Genomic DNA, 18,888 nt, shown 5'->3' with positions numbered 1-18,888 from the left:
CTTTTTAAAATTTAATAGATAAAATTTGCTTCTGTTTTTGCTCTTACTTCTTCGATCGTAACACCGGGCATTAATTCTATCAGTGTCAACTGTTTGTCAATAACTTCAAAGACAGCCAACTCGGTGATGATCAAGTCAACGCTCCTAGTGGAAGTAATGGGGTAGGTGCATTCATTTAAAACTTTACTTTTACCTTCCTTACTTGTATGTGTCATTGTTACGATCACTTTTTTGGCGCCAACCAACAGATCCATCGCTCCTCCAACACCCATGATATTCTTTCCAGGTACCGCCCAATTTGCAATTTCCCCGGTTTGACCTACCTGCAAAACACCTAAGATAGCAACATCAATGTGTCCTCCACGGATCATTGCAAACGATTCTGCACTATTAAAGAATGATGCACCAATCGATTCCCCTACTGGTAACTTGCCTGCATTAACTAAATTGGGATCGATTTTATCTTCATCCACTTCTGCAACCCCTAATAATCCATTTTCCGTATGGAAAAAAACAGTTTCATCATCAATGTATTTTGCAACCAAGGTCGGAATCCCGATTCCAAGGTTCACTATACAAGGACCCGTCAATTCTTTTGCCGCGCGTCTTGCTATCATATTTTGCATTAATTCTTTTTCACCCATAATCTTTCACACCTTCCTTCGTCAGGATTTTCTTTGCCTTAATAATTCCATCGACGAATAGATGCGGTGTTACAATTTCCTCTGGCGGGAGTTCTCCAGGTTTAACTATCTCATCCACTTCTGCAATTACGACATCTGCGGCTGTTGCCATAACTGGATTAAAGTTTCGAGCCGTTTTATAATAAACAAGATTACCAAGTGTATCAGCCTTCCATGCCCTGATTAAAGCTACATTTGCTCTTATGGCAGGTTCAAAAATATATGTAACCCCATTTATTTCCCTTTCTTCTTTTCCTTTTGCTAAATCGGTCCCTACACCCGTTTTCGTATAGTAACCGCCTATGCCAGCACCGCCAGCACGAATGGATTCCGCTAATGTCCCCTGTGGTAATAGTTCTAATTCAATTTCACCACGTTGGTAAAACTCCCCAATTTCACGATTGCTTGTAAAATAAGAGCCGATCGCTTTATTTATTTTCTTCTGGTTTAGGAGAACTCCCAGACCTTTCCCTTTCTCGCCTAAATTGTTACTGATTACTGTCAAGCCTGCTACATCCTTTCTAGCCAAACCATCAATTAATGTAAGTGGGGCACCGATCAAGCCAAATCCACCCACCATTAATGTATGACCGTTCTTCACACAAGATAAAGCTGCTTCTATATCTTGATGTACCTTCGTCATGTTTTCCCCACCAATCTCACGTTACTTATTTTCAATTAATGAATCACTTGCCTCAAACCATGCAGGTATTCCAGCAGTCAATAAGCAAATTAGTCCCACTTCCGCTAATTGTTCTTCCGAAGCTCCATTTAACCTTGCCGCCTCCATCCATTCCCCAACCTGTTTCCCTTTTAATTCTGTAATGAATATTCCTGTCATCAGGATATGTTTTAGCCTTTTTGAAACGACTGAATCACTTAATATATAATCTTTGAGGGAGTTTTGGTCTTCCGATTTAACCAGTTTCAAAACATTCGAGACAAATCCCGTCTCCTCATCACCTAATAATTCAATCATATAAAGCAGGATTTCTTCTTCTGTTTCTTTATGGCCACTTACTTCGGGATATCGAATGCCTTTAAGTGTAAGGGCATATTCCAAAGACTTTATCCCTGTTTTCAAAGCCTTAGTTCCGTTATATAAGTATGAAACTATTAGGTATTCCACCAGTTCCGGTACTGTTGCTCCACCATCCATTGCCCCTTTTGTATGGTAAACCATACTCCGTTCATACAACCTCGCAGCATTCATGCCTACCAGTAATATATCTTTCTCCTTCTTTGTCAAGGCTCCCTCTTGCATGATGTTACTGCGCAAGTTGGTATAGTGATCAAGTGCATTAGGGCTATAATCGTGCATCTTTTGCACCCAGCCTGGTACCACATCATAAACTTCTTTGAAATACAATAATCCTTCGCTCATTCGTCTGCACCTCTTTAAATTAATTGAGAGTCAAGTATCGATAGTGCTCTTATTGGTGAGGCTGTTGCATTTTTTAGTTTCAAAGGAATCCCGAAAAAAAGAAAACGAGAATGCTTGGGTAATTTTTCCAGATTCACTAGATTTTCAACGATATATATATCATTGTTCAGTAACTTTTGATGAATTCCGCTATCTGAATCTTGGTTCAAATCGGCATTTGGCAAATCCAACCCGACAATATGTATTTGCTTTTCAATTAACCATTGTGCCACACTATCATCTAATGCCTGCGCTTCAAAAAAGCCTTCTTCCCCCCATGATTTGCCCCATGTCCTGATCAGGACGATATCGTCTTTTTCAACATATACTCCCTGCCTGCGTTCGGCCTCTTCAAGTAAATCTTTCGTAACTAGTTCATGTGTCGCTTTTAACATGCTTACATCCAGTATGAGGGCATCCCCAAACATATTCTTCAGATTGATGGTTTCAACCGACTCCCCGTTTTCTGAGTAATGTGAAGCCACATCCACATGTGTCCCACTATGGTCAGAAAAAGAAATCAACTTGGAACGGTAGCCTTTAGGAAGTGAATCATATTTCCCCTTATGTTCAAGAGGTTCATCTTTAATCCCTATTGCAGGTAAATCATTATTCGTAACTAGACCATCGTAAAGTTCCAATGTTAAATCAATGATTTTCAACGATAAAACCCCCAAATTCATTAAGCGTTTACATTATCACGACAAAATGGCTACCCTAAACATTACTATCAATAATTGACAGCAGGTGTTTAAGGTAGCCAGTTGTTCACTAGTTGTTATTAAAAAAGGTTATTTTCTAATAGCTAATGAATAGGCAATAATTAAGTTTTTTGTATATTCATAATATTACACTATTTTCTGTTAATTACAATATTTTTTTTAAAATATCTTCAAAAAAAATCAAATTCGTTTCAAGAAAGACTTTATCTCTTTGTTAATCTCCGCCCTATTTTCAAACACCATTGTATAGTGGTTACAAGTTGAAACGATTGTTTCAATATCAGGTGTATATTTCTTCGTATCATCGTAGGCCTCTTCATAAAATAATGGAGGAAAGTCTCCTATTTTCCCACTGGCATAAACCAATAAGGTTTTACAGGAAATTTGTCTACAAACTTCTTTAGGAACAAAAGAATAAAAACTATTGAAATCTGTAAGAATGCTAGCTTCTGATGATTTATTCTCCCAGTGACCATCCACTTCATGAACCTCATACTCCACCACACTTTGCAGATGATCCGTCCATTTAATACCCAAACGGCTATAGATTTCCTTAATTTCTGCAATATAGCTTTCGTGAGATTCATATTCTTTACTCAATCGTCCTAGTGATGGCTGCACGATGTCCCTTTGTTGTTGAGAGGAAATGGCCGCACCATCCAATAATATCAGGGCCTGTACCGAAGTTAATTTGCTGGCTACAACGCTTGAGATAAAGGCTCCCATTGAATACCCGATTAAAATCGGATTTTTAATCTTTAACTCTTGAATTAACTCAATTACATCTTCTGCATGTTTGTATAGAGAAGACTGCACATCTGCCCTTGAACTATTTCCCCTCCCTCTTAAGTCAATCGAAATGACTCTGTACTCGCCTTTTAACATTTCTGCATAATAATGCATTTGCTTATGATTACCCGTTAAACCATGTATGGCGATGATTGGCCCTTTCGTTCCAGGATAATCTGCAATTTGGATTCTATGATCCCCCAATTCCTTTACATACATTTCCATAGTTACACTCCTCCATTTCCATGATTATTAACATAAACCAGCCTGCATATTTAATAAAAAAAAGCTATCTTAATTTCACCATCAAGGTAACTTGATCGAGAAATTAAGATAGCCAGTCAGTTCATTAATTTTCATTAAAAAAGGGCTTCTTTTAATGATTAATGAATAGGCAAGGTATAAATACATGTAATGATTCCATTTTACATGAAGTTCTAATTTTTTCAATTATAATTTGATAATTTTGATTTCTTAGTAACTTAAATTCGGTACCTGGGAATTTTATTGAAGGAGGTCCTCTATGGTCTCACTCCATCGTTCAACAATTTCTTTAGGGTTTTTCAAGTCGATTTTAATTCCAGAGGTTATTTCTGCATACTTAGCAATATCCTCCCGTGCAACTACTATTTTGGCGTGGAATCTTTCTCTTTGGTATTGGACATTTGGCAGCTCTTTTAATCTCTCTAATGAAAGTCGAATATATTGTGCTTTACCTTTCCAAAACAAAACCAGTGTAGCTTTATGGGTACGAATGACATTGGCTGTAGTCGAAGTATCCGGCCATAGGCCAATTCTTAATTCGTTCCTGCTTAACGCTACGATCTCACCCACGCTAATCATTGCAGTATGTGGCCATCCTTCTTCACTTACCGTCAACAGCATCATGGCTTCATGCTGCTTGTCGACAAGTTCTTTACCATTTAACAAGTCGAATACCTCTACTGGCATTTCCATCCCATTCATTTTTTCACCTTTTTCATTAATTCACTAGTAATCTGCTATATTTTGGTGCGATATTTCATTCCATCCCACCGTTTCGCACCGTGAGCATCGATTTCAAATTGATCTAACGCCCTATAAGCAAGATGATCAATGATATCGTTAACATTTTCAGGATGATTATAGAAGGCTGGCATCGGAGGGAATATAATAGTCCCCATTTTGGAAAGCTCCATCATATTCTCCAAATGAATCGTATTTAGAGGGGTTTCTCTTGTCATTAGTAATAATTTTTTTCTTTCTTTCAACATGACATCAGCAGATCGCGTTAATAAATTATCCGCTAGTCCCATGCGAATGGAAGCTAGTGTTTTCATACTGCAAGGTGCTACGATCATGCCATCAACCCGGAAGGATCCACTTGATATTCTTGCTGCTTGATCTTTGTAAGAATAGGAATGATCAGCTAATCCCTCCACGTCTTTAACAGAATATGAAGTTTCATGTTGAATGGTGGCATGTGCCCAAGGGGACATGATTAAATGGGTCTCCACTTCACTGCTTTTAAGCATCTGAAGAATCCTAATTCCGAAAATGGCTCCAGTCGCTCCTGTTATCCCAACAATGATTTTCATTAATTCCCCTCCTTATTCATTAGTCATTGAATCGAAACTTTAAAATATTGAGAACTTATACATTGGAGAATCCAGGCACAAATCGCCTTGGATCTACCTCTTTAAATTCAGACCTTTTAAATTCATCTTTTAAATGAAACGGTACTGTACAGTCAAAAATGGTCTTACAGGAAATCCCCTTTTCCTGAATGGTAGGGCTGTATGCGGGATCTTGTGAAGGATCTAACGGGTGACAGCGCACTCCAGGAATGAAAACCGTATCCATATCACCTTGGTAACGAGTATTTAACGCCCATAATACATCATTACTATCGAAGGGATCCACATCTTCATCTACTATGAATACATGCTTAAGTTCAGAAAAGGCAGAGAACGCCAATAGTGCAGCTTGTCTTTGGCGACCTTCATCACTTGGCTGACTTTTCTTGAATTGAAGAACAGCCATGTATTTACCTCCTCCCGAAGTATGGGCATATACATTCAATAATTTGCCTGGCATTGCCTTTTCCACCATTTGCAGAATGCTTGCTTCAGTTGGAATGCCAGCCATATTCACATGTTCTTCACTTGGACCAATTACTGTTTGCATGATTGGATTGACACGGTGCGTTACAGCTTTCACTTTGATTAGAGGCAGTTCCGCAACAGCTGAACCTGTATAACCAGGGAATTCCGGCATTGCTTTTCCAGTATTGGTGTTTTGATCTTCCCGAACGCGCACTCCGGGAACCAATTCCCCTTCAATTACATATTCAGCATTTGCGATAGCTTTTTCATCAATGGTCAAGCATTGGACCAATTCTACCGCTTCTTTCCTGATCGCCCCTGCAACACTCAACTCATTAAAGCCAAGGGGAGTCGTAGGTGCTTCAAAACAAGCAGCGACTTCAATAGCAGGGTCAACACCGATACTAATTGAAATTGGTAACGGTGTTCCTGCTTTTTCAGCCTTTTCACGAAAAACTTCTAAATGGCGGCCAGGAACAAAATACATGGACATCTCATCTTTACTTTGTAAACATAAACGATGTATCGTTATATCAGATTCACCCGTTTCTGAATCGGAGGCATAGCACATACCTATGGTGATATACGGGCCTGCATCTTCCTCTGTATTCGTAGGCGCAGGTATTAACTTTCTGATATCAAAATCCGGATCTTCTGCATAGTGAACCACTTCTTGAGCTTTAGCTTTATCGTTTGAAATGGTGATTGGATCAATTGGATTTTTTACAGCTTCATTTAAAAGGAACCCCAGTCGCTCCGGTTTTGTATTCAGCATGAGGCCGACTCTTTCCCGGCTGGCTAAAAGGCCAATCACCACGCTTGAATCTTCATGTCCCAATACATGATTGAAAACCATGGCAGGTCCAATTTTTGTTGGCCGCATTACTGTTCCGCCAGCACCGACATGACGATAAACCCCAGATAATTCGGCATGAGGATTGACTGGTTCATCCGTTTCAATCAATTGTCCTGGAATGGACTTCAGTAGTTCCAAGGCAGAACGTAAATCTGTCACTTTATTCATTTTTTCAGACATTAAAAATCCCCCTATCACTTTATGACCAGTACCCTATGTATCAATCAAATTCAAATAACCTATATGGTATCGGTTACAACTGATATTCTAAAGTGTATTTCTACTATACAGTCAATGAATATTTGAAAATTCAAGTAATTTTTTCTACAGGGATTTGCAGCTGACAAAAATCAACACTATTATCATTCTCGTAAAAGGTCGTATCCAATAAGCAAGCGTCCACGACGTCCCCTACAATTCTATACTGATTTTCACTGATCCAATGAACCAATTCATTTAAAAACTCAATGTTATATGGCATTCCGTATTTATACACACAAGCATATTGACCAGCAGGTAACGTCATCATGTTATCCATATCAGGATCTATAAAGGGTAATGAAGTATATATTCCCGCACCCTCAAAAACATCATCAGTTCCAAGCTTATCCTTTAAAATAACCGTGCCAAATCCCTCTGACGGAAGCATCTCATGTTTACTTAATACATTCCAAGCTTTCATCAGCGTCAAATGTAATTCTTCACGGCACAATTCATTTTCAAATGGTATAAATAAGACATGCCTTTCAGGAAATTCTTCTATAATAGGTTTATCCAATTCACTTTTAATATTTTTGGCTTCTGAATATTTCATTAATCTCTGTTGAATAAATGTACGTGTATTCATCAAGGCATTTATTTCTTTATCAATGAATTCTTGATGAAATTCCAAAAGTGACATGGCAGTAGTTAAATTCCGATTTCCTATATGGTCCTTAATATCATTCAGTTTGATGCCAATCGACTTTAAAAAGCAAATTTCCCTTAGAAACGGAATCTGAACTGCACTATAATATCGATAACCATGTTCATCTATATATACGGGTTTAAATAATTCGATCTTATCGTAATAAATGAGTGTTTGCCTTGAGATACTGTGAATGGAAGCCATTTCACTGATTGATAAGTAATTGCCCACATGTGTTCCTCCTCCGCAAAACCTTTTTTGTAAAGTTCTTCCTAAGTCTTACATTTACTTTGTACCATAATTTAATATATTAATTTTTTGATTTCCCTGCTTCCATACGGAAGCTACAGTCGATTGGAGAGAGTCAGTATTCTAAAGAAAACTTCTATCCTGCCCTAACTTTACCATTCTCCCATTTATATTGAATGGATTTTCAAAGGCCCTGTCTATTGAAAAAAAATGGATCATATCAACATCTTCATTAAAAGGCAATAAGTGAGATTGCGTACTAAATCTATGATGATGTCCTTGAATTATAACCAATTGAAGGCATAAACGAGCTGTAGAAGATACCGCTAAAATAAAAGTAATGATGAAAGAAGTAAACCAGTCCCTTTCAGAGCAGATAAAGAATACAACCCCTTCACATCCATTTGAAGATTACACTGGAACATTTGTCATCCAGCTTATCTTGAAATGTATAAACAAAATAATGAATTACACATAAGGGTTTTAGAGAATGAATTACCATGGTTTTTTATCTTTATGAAATGTTTCATGCAACATTCAACTTGATGCTGAAATGATTACAAAAGGTAAATTCCAAAGGCTTATTTTCGTTTACCAGCAATGTGGAGTATACCGCTTCCACCTTTATAAAAGTTAAATTACAATCTATCCACTGAAAAAAGAGCACCTCTAGGCGCTCTTTTTTCATGAATTATTTTTTCACGTGATTCACAAGCATATCTTGTTGCTTGTCGTTCAACACTATTTCAGGCTGAAACCAAGAAATTCGAAGTTTACTGATACTCATTATATCAAGGGAGTAGTTTTTAAACTCGAACCCATATTTCTAATACTCAATTGTCTCTTTCTTGACCTGGAACCACAATCACTTCTACCACATGTTTTTTTAGGATTTCCTGCATGTTTTTTGGTACTTCTTTGTCTGTAATCACTATATCAACGGAGTCTAAGTCACATACCTTTTGAAAAAAAGTTTTATTGAATTTCGTTGAATCTGCAATCACAATGACCTGGTCAGAACGCTTAATCATTTCATGAACGAGGAGGCCTTCTTCCTCGATGGAAGTAGACAGTCCTTCAGAAGATATTCCGCAAGTACCAATGATGCATTTATTCACCTTATAATCCTGGACATCTCTAATGGCTCTTGAACCATATATGGCTTGGTGTCTAGTGCTTAATGTTCCACCTAATAAATTAACTTTTATATCTTCTCTTGGGCTTAATACACTGGTAACGTTAATCGAATTAGTCACAACCGTATTGTTCCGGCTCGTTAAATATTTAGCTAGAAATTGAACTGTTGTGGAGGCATCCAAAATAAGATGGTCACCATCGTTTATCAAAGAAGCTGCAAATTTTCCGATCTTACTTTTAGCTTCCGATGCCATGTTCATACGCTCACCATAATTATGGACTTCATTGGAAAGCAGAGCCTTTTTCGCCCCACCCCGTATTCGAATGATCTTTCTCTCCTCTTCTAAATTTATTAAGTCTCTTCTGGCCGTATCTTTAGATACATTATTTATTTTACAAATTGTTTCAATATCAATCCGTTCATTTTCATTTAAATATTGAATAATTGCGTCTAATCGTTCATCCTGTAACATGATCTCACCTCGTAGATTTAATTATAAGTTAATCCAAGTTTATTCACAACGAAACATGAATTATATTAAGGATAATTAAGCTTTCGAGGGTAGATTATAAGTAAATACTGAACACTTTAATCAATATATTTGGTTATCAGAATTCCAAAAAGGGGATATTAACCAGGGATTAAACATGACGGTTAAGCCCACAAAATTATAGATAATATTATCCCGGCCATTGGATGGGTATATTCCGGGCATGAAAAAAAATCAACCTTAAAATGGAGATGATACTGTCTTAGTGCCAGGCCCTTTTTAAACAGATTCATACATCTCTTTTTTACCTTCTTTTTCCTTTTGATGCCGTTTATATACGAATTTGGATAAGCTTACACTGCTTTCATATAATAGTAATAAAGGGATCGTAACTAGGATATCTGATAGAAAGTCTGGTGGAGTAATCAAAATTGAAATAACTATTAGTATAAAGTAAGAATATTTCCTGATTTTTTGCAAACGGTATGGATTTATTATTCCTAAACTTGTTAAAAACATAATGACAACCGGCATTTCAAACAGAAATCCAAAAGGCAGTGTCATATGAAGCATAAATCGGAAATATTTCTCCGTGGTAAAGAAAGTAGTAAACATGCCGTTTGATAGAGACATTAAAAAATTCAGTACAAGCGGAAATAAAATGAAGTAACCAAAACTGATTCCTAGTGTGAATAGAATAAATAGTGCTGGAATATAAGCGCTAGTAACTTTGCGTTCTTTTGGTGTTAACGCTGGACGTACAAACAGCCAAGTTTGGTGAGCAGCAACCGGTATAGTAGCAGCGATGGCAACGACGGTGGCAATAATTAAATAAACGAGTATGATATCACTCGGTCCTAACAGAGCTAGCTTAAACGGCAAGTCTTTAACTATTATATTATAAATATCTTGAACATAAATAAATGTCAGTACGAGGAACAGCGTGAAAACGACTATAGTGATAATAATACGTTTACGTAACTCCTCAAGGTGCTGAATCATGCTCGTTTTTTTTTGATTTTCCAACTTCATCACTCCAGGAAAAAAAGATGTAAGACAGATCCTACATCCCCTCTTCATTTATTTGATTAGCTTTCTTTCTTATTGGTCACATCTGCATTAGTGTCATCTGCTACAAGGTCTCTTGTAGACTTTTTAAATTCTCTTAATGTTGAGCCAAACGCCCTTCCAATTTCCGGTAACTTTGAAGGACCGAAAATAATAAGGGCAATCACTAAAATTAGCATCAATCCTGGTATTCCAATATTTTGTAGCATAACTTCCCCCATTGGTATTTTATTTTGTAATTCCTTTAAAACGATATACGTTTATGTGCTCATCGAACCTATCCCCAATTCTTTTTTACCAAGGTTCATTAACAATGTCATACCCTTTTAATTGGTATGAAGCTTAGGCTTCACGCTATCCAGAGAACCCGAAGACAGAGTTCCCTTATGCAATACGGCAGCACGCTTAGGCAGGCGGGCTACGACTTCGGCCGAGCAGCTTGCTGGAACGAGTATGGCGGTCGCGGCATCGCCTACCTTTGGCCATATTTGCTTACCGGAATCGTCTAGTGGTGTAATGCCGCCGGTAGCAAGGGAAAGTGCGCGAGACAGGTTGTATTCGTTTGACCATCCATACAGATCTGCAGCGAGATGTGCCTTCTGCAGCGTATCGCCAATCCCGAATGGTGACCAGTGATCAGTAATACTATCATTACCAAGCATGACGTTCACCTTATGCTTCTGAAGCAGCGGAATCGGCATTACGTCTTTGCCGATCGGAACGGTTGAGGCAATGGAAATACCCAGCGATGCAAGGCGTTTTGCCATTTCTACGTCGGCGCCATCCCCTAACGAAGCGAGCGAAAACGCATGACTGATCGTCACTTTCTCCTGCAGACCGGCTTCCTCAGTCAGATCAGCCAATCGACGAATTGCCTTCAATCCCGTTTCGCCACCTTCATGAAGGTGAATATCAATTCCTGCTTTGTAGTCCACCGCGATCTGTACCATCGTTTGTAACGATTTTTCCATATCACCGTCAACTAAGGTTGGATCTAGTCCGCCAACATGTGTAACTCCGAGCTGCATGGCTTCGCGTATAAGTCCCTGAGCATTTGAACGAAGCAAGCCATGTTGAGGAAAGCCAACGATTTCATGTGATATTTTATCTGAATAGTTTGCTAAAGCCCGATTGAGTTTCTCAAGATTTTTTAGACCAACGACTGGATCGATGTTGCAATGGCTTCTGACATATGTCGAGCCGTAGCCAAGAATTAGTTCAATTAATTTCTCCGCCCGCTCCTGGGCTGTTGGAAGGAGCTCCAGTAGCAGTGTCTGCTCCAAGGTAATCATGTCAAAAATGCCATTTTTCCTCGTCGCAGCTGCTCTCCAAGGACCCCCATAATAGGTTTTATCCAAATGAATATGCATATCTCTAAAAGAAGGAAGTAGAAGCATGCCTTTCGCGTCATAGCAATCGATACCTTTTCCATAAGGGGACTTAGTATCTAGTATTCTGGTAATGGTGCCTTTAACAATATGGAGGTTCCTCAATACGGTTTCGGTTGCGACGACCTGGCCATTTTTATACTTGTATCCACTTTCCAATCGAACATTCATCAACATGTAGGAACTGTTCTTTCCTGGTTTTTTGGTGATATGGCCAGCCTTCTTCTCAGTATCCGCACTTGCCATCTCAGGCATGAACATTCCCATCGTGTCCGTGACACCAAGAACCGCGGAAGCGCTTCCAATTTTACAGACGTTACCTATAAACTTTCTGCGGGACAAACCTTCCTTTTCCTGATTCACCTGTAAAATCCTCCTCTAGTACGTTTGTATTTTAAGATGATCATGATTAATAGACTTCATTGGAGAACAAGAGGCAACCATCCAATATTTGATTGAGTTTTCTCTTATCTTCCAATTTTTCATATCTCTTCTAGTTGTGTTTTTGGATTTATCATTTATTTAACAAATTGTTTCGATATCAATCCATTTTCATATTTGTCGAAATAGTCACCCGTCCATTTACATGATTTCACCCTATAGATCCAATTATAAGTCTATTTATTTTTAATAGCAATTAATTCTGCATTAATTTAAGTTATTTTAAGTTTTTATAGATAATTAATTGATTTCTCACTTTTAATTTCCACAAAAGAATCTTTATTGTTTCATCCCTTATTAATGGAAAACAAAAAGGGAATGATAAAATCCATTCCCTTTTTGACTATGTGCAAAGCCCTTTTAGTGAATTTAACCCTTAACGCCAGAAGGCCGCCAATCGGCGGCCTTCTGGCATTCAAACATCCTTTTAACAATTTCGTGTTCCCTTTTTTTATCCAGTCCGTCATTCGTGCAAATATGCCCAGGCATATTGAGCGTAAAGTTCTGCACCGGTAGCAAGCGCATCTTCGTCAATGTTGAATTTCCCGTGATGATGGGCCCATTCCGTATCCTTTTCAGGGTTTCCAGATCCAACTAAAGCGAAGCTTCCAGGTACTTCATCTAAATAGAAACTAAAATCTTCTCCACCCATTGTTGGATTTTCATTATATACTGCGTCTTCGCCAAATGCATTTGAAGCAACTTTTTGCACTAATTTGGCACTGTATTCATCATTAATGACAGCTTGCGTTCCACGGTAATACTCAACCTGTGCGGTCGCACCGTAAATATTAGCAACATTTTCAGCATAAATCTGGAGCTGTTTTTCAATATGATCACGTGTTTTAGGATCAAAACAACGGACAGTCCCTTCAATAACGGCATTTTCTGCAATGACATTAAATCGTGTGCCCACGACCATTTTTCCAACTGTCAAAACTGCGGGACTTTGCGGGTCGACCGTTCTTGATACGACAGATTGTACATTCATGACGAATGAAGAAGCCACAATAGTTGCATCGATACAATCCTGTGGCATTGCACCATGTCCCCCTCTTCCTTTAAACGTTACTGTAAAGATATCTGCTGAAGCGAATGAAGGTCCTTGAGTACAAGCAACCTTGCTTGTTGGCATTTGTGACCAAATATGTATGCCAAAAACATTATCAACTCCTTCAACAGCCCCTTGTTTAACCATTTCCCTTGCACCTGTTGCTACTTCTTCAGCTGGCTGAAAGATTAATCGCACATTCCCAGGTAATTCTACTTTTATTTCGTTTAGTGCCTTCGCTGCAATTAATAGCATTGATGTGTGTGCATCATGACCACATGCATGCATTTTCCCTTCTTCTTTTGAAGCATACGGCAAGTCTTTATTTAATTCTTCAACAGATAGGGCGTCCATATCCGCTCTTAATGCTACCGTCTTTCCTGCCTTACCGCCTTTAATCTCTGCAATGACACCTGTTGGTTCTGCTTTGCGATAAGGTATTCCTAATTTTTCAAGGTATTCACAAATAAAGGCAGTTGTACTTTCTTCTTCCCATGATAACTCAGGTTCGCTATGAAGTTTTCTACGTATTTCAATTAATTCATCACTATTATTTTGAATCGCTACTTTTATCGTTTGATTAATCATTCTCATTCTACCTCCGTTAAACATTTAGCCACTTCGTAAAATATTTGCACTCCATTTGCTAAATGACGTGCATCAGACCATTCCTCTGGACAATGACTTAGTCCTGCTTTACTTGGAACAAAGAGCATGCCAACATCAGTCACATCGGAAAAAACCATCGCATCATGACCTGCTCCACTATTAATGGAACAGTATGGAATTTCCAAATCAAAACTTTTATCTTTTAATAAAGCTTTTATCTCATCACTCAATACCTTTGGCGGCATATATAACACCTGTTCCGCAGTTGTATGGATCCCCTGCTCATGATAGGATTCAATTAATTCTTTCATCCGCTTGATGACATTGTTAATATGTTCTTCCTTGCTAGATCGGATATCTACCGAAAATTCGACTTTATTTGGGATGACGTTGGCTCCATTTGGTAGAACATGTAGTCGCCCTGTCGTGATAACCGTTCCTTCACCTTCCTCAATTGCAAAGCTCGGTAATTGAGATATAATTTGAGCGGCTGCAACCAATGCATCCGTACGGCGATCCATCGGGGTTGTGCCTGCATGTCCTGCCTTCCCTTCAATGGTTACTTCTAATTGGGTTAAACCAACAATGGCTTCTACAACACCTATGGGGATATTCTTCTCTTCAAGGATTGGTCCTTGTTCTATATGCAATTCGAGAAATGCTTTAATGCTATTAGGACTTCTCCTTTTCGGAAGTGATGAATCCAGACCAATTTTTGACATCGCTTCAATTGTTGTGATACCTTCTTTATCCCTTAAGTTTTTAAAACTTTCCTCACTAAGTGTTCCCACTATTCCTCTAGACCCCATTAGTCCTCCGCCAAAACGAGCACCCTCTTCTTCAATCAGGGCAACGATTTCCAATGGATATTTAGGTGTTAATTGATTTTCTGCAAATAGGGCAGCCACTTCTAGAGCGACAATTACACCGGCTGGTCCGTCATACGCACCGCCATTTGGTACGGAATCAAAATGTGAACCGATCAAAACGCTTGGTGCATCTTTTAAAGTACCTTCATGCTTTCCAAAAATATTTCCAAGTCCATCCTCCCGTACTGTTAGACCGTATTCCATCATTTTATTTTTAATATAATTGCGTGTAAGTAAGTCTTCCTTGCTATACGTAAGCCGGGTTGTCCCTTTTCCGGGTGTTGATGTAAATTCGCTCAAATCATTTATTTGCTTTTCTATACGTTCGATAAGACTCACTTAGAATCCCTCCTATTTTACAAGAATTGTACGAATATTCCTGCCAAAATAACCGACACAATTGTAACCGATATAAATCCACCAACAAGCATTGGCGGCAGCATATGGCTTAGCAATGCTTCTTTTTCATTTTCATCTTTTGTTAATGAATTGACGACTTCATTGGTGATAATGTAATCGGCTGGAAATCCGTATAATGCTGTTAAAGATACAGCAAACGCCATTTCTTTGCTGACTTTTAACAATTTCCCTGTAATGAATGAGAATATATACATACCAATCACAGCTAAGAAAATGCAAACAACAAGTGGGTAGAGAATCTCCATCATCATACTTGGTGTTGCACTTTTTAAACCGTCAAAGACGAAGAGCATAAGGGCCATGATGGCAAATCCAAATCCATTTGCTTTTTGCAGTGTCTGTCTTTCCAAGAAACCTATACTTTTTCCGACAACCCCGAATAGTAAGCAAAGAACAAATGCATTTATTGATATAATCGGCTCTAATCCTGCCGAAACAAGGTAAGCGAGAAAAGCAACAACCGCAAGTCTGAAAAATTTAAAATATTCGGTATTATATTTTTCAGGAAGTTTTTTAAACAGCTTAAGTTCCGTCATCCCCTCTGTAGCGGCTGCAGTATCACTCTTTTTTACCGTTAATTGCCCATTGCGATATTGCCCCAAAAGCTTTTTCCCCTCTTTTTTCAAGACAATTGAAGTTAAAGGATATCCAGCAAAGCCTTGCATCACATAAATAACGATGGCAAAAACGGACAAACTCGTAAGTCCTGCGTCTGCCGCTCCTTCTGACATGATTATTGAAGATACCATTCCGCCCACTAAAGGTGGAATCGCTACAAGGACAGTTTGCAGATCAAATATAAATGTGCCAATTCCGAATAATAGTGCAACAATACCAAGAATACCAGATAAGGAGATGACAATCGTTTTCCATTGATTCATCAATTCTTGAACCGAAAGCAAAGTTCCCATGTTTGTGATCAATAGGTACATCATCATGGTTGCAACTACCGGTGGAACACCTGCTATTGAAACGATGTCTTGCGGGAAGAATGTCCAATAACCGCATAGAAATAGGATCGCGGAAATGAAAACGGAAGGTACCCAGGCTTTTGTTCGAACCGCCACTATGTCTCCTACAAATAAAATCAGAATAACAATAACTAAAGCCAACATCTGTGACATAAGAGTTCCCTCACCTTCCGAATTAGTAGTTTGAATATTCTTATAATATAATAACACTGAATAATCAAAATTTAAAGATAATTTGATATTTTCAGTTAACTATACACAGATAATAGGAAATGTAAGTGCTTTAATTCTGATTTTAAAAACCAAATATTCTCAAATAATTAAATGGTTGGGTATATCAAAATAATTTTAATCAAACAATTATCTTTGGATACTTCTTTATCTCGTTAGTGACTGAATTATCTAAACACCAACCTTTTATTTCAAAAAGAAAAAGCCGTCTAAGGACAGCTCTGATTAATTATAATTGATTACGTTTAACAATTATTTATAAGTTTAATAGCTACCTTTACTCTAATAGCATCTTGAATTTTCAGTTATTTTATTAGACCTTACTCTGTTTGTTGATACCGGCCCAAATAACAATTGGAATAAGCAGTAATGAAAGCACAGCACCAGCAATTGAAAGGGCTGCATAACTAGATTGTGCTACAACCATTCCAGATAAGCCTCCTCCTAATGCTCCTGACAAAGCAATCAAAACATCCACAGACCCTTGCGTCTTAGCCCGAATAGAAGGTTGAGTTGCATCTACAAGAATTGCTGTGCCACTTATTAAACCAAAATTCCAGCCAAGCCCAAGTAAAGCAAGTGCTGTAATGAGTACTACCATTGAATCATCAGGTCCCATAGCAGCTAAAATGCCAGAAACAAGTAGCGTAATGGCAGAAGCAATAGCCATTACAGCACGGCCAATTTTATCAACAAGAAAACCAGTTACCAACGAAGGCAAAAACATAGCACCTATATGAAATCCAATGACAAGCCCTACTTCATTCAAACCATGTCCATGGTGTCCCATATGTACGGGTGTCATCGTCATAATTGCAATCATAACAAATTGAGTTAGAACCATTACCGCAGCTCCTGCAAAAATGCCTCGCCTGTTTATCGATAACAAATTAGAATTTTCCTCTAAAAGTAAATTACTGGTTGTTCTTTGAGCTTCTGATATTGCTTTTGCAACAATAAAGGGATCAGGACGAAGTAAAATTAATAGAACTAAACCAGCAAGTATATAAGCTGTAGCAGCTAATATAAATGGACCAGCTAAAGCAGGAATTCCTATGGATATAGCAAACTCACCCATTACATCCACCAGGTTTGGGCCTGCAACAGCACCAAATGTGGTGGAAACCATGGCCATACTAATAGCCTTTGCCCTTTGTTTTGAGTTAGCCAAGTCCGTTCCTGCGTAGCGTGCTTGTAAGTTTGTAGCCGTTCCAGCCCCGTAGATGAGCAGTGAAGTAAATAAAAGTAGAATGCTATTTGTTAATGCTGCAATCACTACTCCAATGGCACCGATACCTCCAGCCAAAAATCCTGCTGCAAGTCCAGGACGACGTCCAAATCGCTGAGAAAGTCGTCCCACAAGTAGCGCAGCCCCTGCTGACCCTAAAGTAAATAACGCCGTAGGAATTCCCGTTACACTATCTGTACCTAACATATCTTGGGCTAGAAGTGCCCCCACAGTTATTCCTGCTGCAAGTCCTGCTCCTCCAAAAATTTGGGATATGACAACAACCATTAATGTTCTTTTATATAATTGTTGTTGTTTTTCTGAGGAACTAATGTAGCCTTGTAACCAAGCCGATTGTACATCTAACACTTTTTCACTATCTTTATGTAACACAATCTAACCTTCCTTTCTAGAAAGCTAATTCTATTTCTTATAATCCTCCAACTAGATTTGAATCATCATAACACGCGCAAAAAAACCATACAATATTATAATTGTATGGCGAACAATATTAGGTAAATTCGTTTAGTAAACGTATAAGGATAATCAATCCTCGCTCAAGCTCTTCAAGCGTTTCCGGTGCACAGACAGACACCCTTACAGCCCTCTCTGGACAACTATTTCCAACTACAAAACGTTCAGCTGCATACACTTGTACCCCCTGCTGTGCAGCTAACGTTTCAAATTCTGCACCTGTAATCTTGCCTGATAATAGCAACCAACGAAAGATGCCTGTTTCAACACCTAAACACGTATAGTCTGCCAAATATCGATCTACGACTTGGTTTCTGCGAAATGTTTGTTCCCGATGACTCTCAACTAAGACTTCAAATTGATTCGATACAATAGTACGTGCCGCCAGTTCTGCTAATAACGTGGAAACTGATATATTTAAATTATAAAGTGCCTTTGAAATTGGCTCCCTGAATTGACTTGGCACTGCTACATAGGCTAGTCGTACCCCGGTGCTATTGATTTTGATAAACATAAATCTCCCTTTACCCTTTTGATATTTAAGGTATACATGAGCAGTTATGGCTTCTTTATCTTTAGTATGATCAATCTTAAAGGCATTTACCAGATCCCGGATAATCATAATCCGACAGCTTGCTGTATGTCTGTCGAGAATCGAAAAGTGATTGCAGCAATTGCCAAAAAGTATAACCAGTTCATTTTGAAGATGCAACGTATCATCTTCACATCATAAAACCACTTCCAGCAGTCGCATCATTTGCATCAGAACAGGTCATCTATATTGAGGATATGAATTC

The 18,888-nt window shown here is 38.4% G+C and carries 17 protein-coding genes and 2 pseudogenes; 1 reads left to right on the top strand and 18 read right to left on the bottom strand.

The genetic code is table 11. The features are described 5' to 3' along the window. Nucleotides 1-11: 11 nt before the first annotated feature. The 18 genes and pseudogenes from NYE63_RS10720 to NYE63_RS10635 all read right to left on the bottom strand — a co-directional run. Nucleotides 12-644, bottom strand: a complete 633-nt coding sequence (locus NYE63_RS10720; protein ID WP_283902252.1) for a 3-oxoacid CoA-transferase subunit B — start codon at nt 642-644, stop codon at nt 12-14. After that, a complete protein-coding gene (locus tag NYE63_RS10715) occupies nt 637-1,326 on the bottom strand; it encodes a CoA transferase subunit A (protein WP_342605105.1) in 690 nt (229 codons plus the stop codon). The genes NYE63_RS10720 and NYE63_RS10715 overlap by 8 nt, the downstream gene beginning before the upstream one ends. Before the next feature lie 21 nt (nt 1,327-1,347). Further along, nucleotides 1,348-2,067: a carboxymuconolactone decarboxylase family protein gene (locus NYE63_RS10710; RefSeq protein ID WP_283902250.1), complete on the bottom strand. Its 720-nt coding sequence runs from the start codon at nt 2,065-2,067 to the stop codon at nt 1,348-1,350. A 14-nt stretch (nt 2,068-2,081) separates the two neighbouring features. Further along, complete coding sequence (locus NYE63_RS10705) at nt 2,082-2,768, bottom strand: cyclase family protein (RefSeq protein ID WP_342605104.1); 687 nt, start codon at nt 2,766-2,768, stop codon at nt 2,082-2,084. A 240-nt stretch (nt 2,769-3,008) separates the two neighbouring features. Then, nucleotides 3,009-3,842 (bottom strand): alpha/beta hydrolase, encoded by an 834-nt coding sequence (locus NYE63_RS10700; protein WP_342605103.1) that lies wholly within the window; start codon nt 3,840-3,842, stop codon nt 3,009-3,011. A gap of 279 nt (nt 3,843-4,121) precedes the next feature. Continuing rightward, nucleotides 4,122-4,583 carry a pyridoxamine 5'-phosphate oxidase family protein gene (locus NYE63_RS10695; protein WP_342605102.1) on the bottom strand — a complete coding sequence of 154 codons (462 nt, stop codon included), beginning with the start codon at nt 4,581-4,583 and terminating at the stop codon, nt 4,122-4,124. A gap of 35 nt (nt 4,584-4,618) precedes the next feature. Continuing rightward, nucleotides 4,619-5,194, bottom strand: coding sequence for a non-oxidative hydroxyarylic acid decarboxylases subunit B (locus NYE63_RS10690; RefSeq protein ID WP_063236062.1), 576 nt, complete (start codon nt 5,192-5,194; stop codon nt 4,619-4,621). Between the two features lie 55 nt (nt 5,195-5,249). Further along, complete coding sequence (locus NYE63_RS10685) at nt 5,250-6,737, bottom strand: UbiD family decarboxylase (RefSeq protein WP_342605101.1); 1,488 nt, start codon at nt 6,735-6,737, stop codon at nt 5,250-5,252. A gap of 130 nt (nt 6,738-6,867) precedes the next feature. Then, a complete protein-coding gene (locus NYE63_RS10680) occupies nt 6,868-7,695 on the bottom strand; it encodes a MerR family transcriptional regulator (protein ID WP_342605100.1) in 828 nt (275 codons plus the stop codon). Nucleotides 7,696-8,546: 851 nt separating this feature from the next. Further along, nucleotides 8,547-9,323: a DeoR/GlpR family DNA-binding transcription regulator gene (locus tag NYE63_RS10675; protein ID WP_342605099.1), complete on the bottom strand. Its 777-nt coding sequence runs from the start codon at nt 9,321-9,323 to the stop codon at nt 8,547-8,549. Between the two features lie 297 nt (nt 9,324-9,620). Next, nucleotides 9,621-10,373, bottom strand: coding sequence for a twin-arginine translocase subunit TatC (gene tatC, locus NYE63_RS10670; RefSeq protein ID WP_342605098.1), 753 nt, complete (start codon nt 10,371-10,373; stop codon nt 9,621-9,623). Nucleotides 10,374-10,429: 56 nt separating this feature from the next. Continuing rightward, nucleotides 10,430-10,618, bottom strand: coding sequence for a twin-arginine translocase TatA/TatE family subunit (locus NYE63_RS10665; protein WP_063236065.1), 189 nt, complete (start codon nt 10,616-10,618; stop codon nt 10,430-10,432). A 117-nt stretch (nt 10,619-10,735) separates the two neighbouring features. Beyond that, nucleotides 10,736-12,043, bottom strand: a complete 1,308-nt coding sequence (locus NYE63_RS10660) for an amidohydrolase (RefSeq protein WP_342605730.1) — start codon at nt 12,041-12,043, stop codon at nt 10,736-10,738. Between the two features lie 658 nt (nt 12,044-12,701). Continuing rightward, nucleotides 12,702-13,877: a M20 family metallopeptidase gene (locus NYE63_RS10655; protein ID WP_342605097.1), complete on the bottom strand. Its 1,176-nt coding sequence runs from the start codon at nt 13,875-13,877 to the stop codon at nt 12,702-12,704. A 2-nt stretch (nt 13,878-13,879) separates the two neighbouring features. Further along, a complete protein-coding gene (locus NYE63_RS10650) occupies nt 13,880-15,106 on the bottom strand; it encodes a Zn-dependent hydrolase (protein ID WP_342605096.1) in 1,227 nt (408 codons plus the stop codon). Between the two features lie 17 nt (nt 15,107-15,123). Next, entirely contained in the window at nt 15,124-16,311 is a 1,188-nt protein-coding gene (locus tag NYE63_RS10645; protein WP_342605095.1) for a hypothetical protein, read from the bottom strand. A gap of 391 nt (nt 16,312-16,702) precedes the next feature. Then, on the bottom strand, nt 16,703-18,010 hold the full coding sequence (locus NYE63_RS10640; protein ID WP_342605094.1) for an MFS transporter: 1,308 nt from the start codon (nt 18,008-18,010) through the stop codon (nt 16,703-16,705). Between the two features lie 118 nt (nt 18,011-18,128). Continuing rightward, nucleotides 18,129-18,581, bottom strand: a pseudogene (locus NYE63_RS10635) (aminotransferase class I/II-fold pyridoxal phosphate-dependent enzyme); the annotation flags it as partial. Between the two features lie 96 nt (nt 18,582-18,677). On the opposite strand from NYE63_RS10635, the pseudogene NYE63_RS10630 reads away from it, so the two are divergent. After that, nucleotides 18,678-18,886 (top strand): annotated as a pseudogene (locus NYE63_RS10630) (PLP-dependent aminotransferase family protein); the annotation flags it as partial. Between the last annotated feature and the right edge of the window lie 2 nt (nt 18,887-18,888).

This window comes from Peribacillus sp. FSL E2-0159 (assembly GCF_038643155.1).
In the GTDB taxonomy this organism is placed as follows: domain Bacteria; phylum Bacillota; class Bacilli; order Bacillales; family DSM-1321; genus Peribacillus; species Peribacillus simplex.
This window is presented reverse-complemented; position numbering and strand designations above follow the sequence as displayed.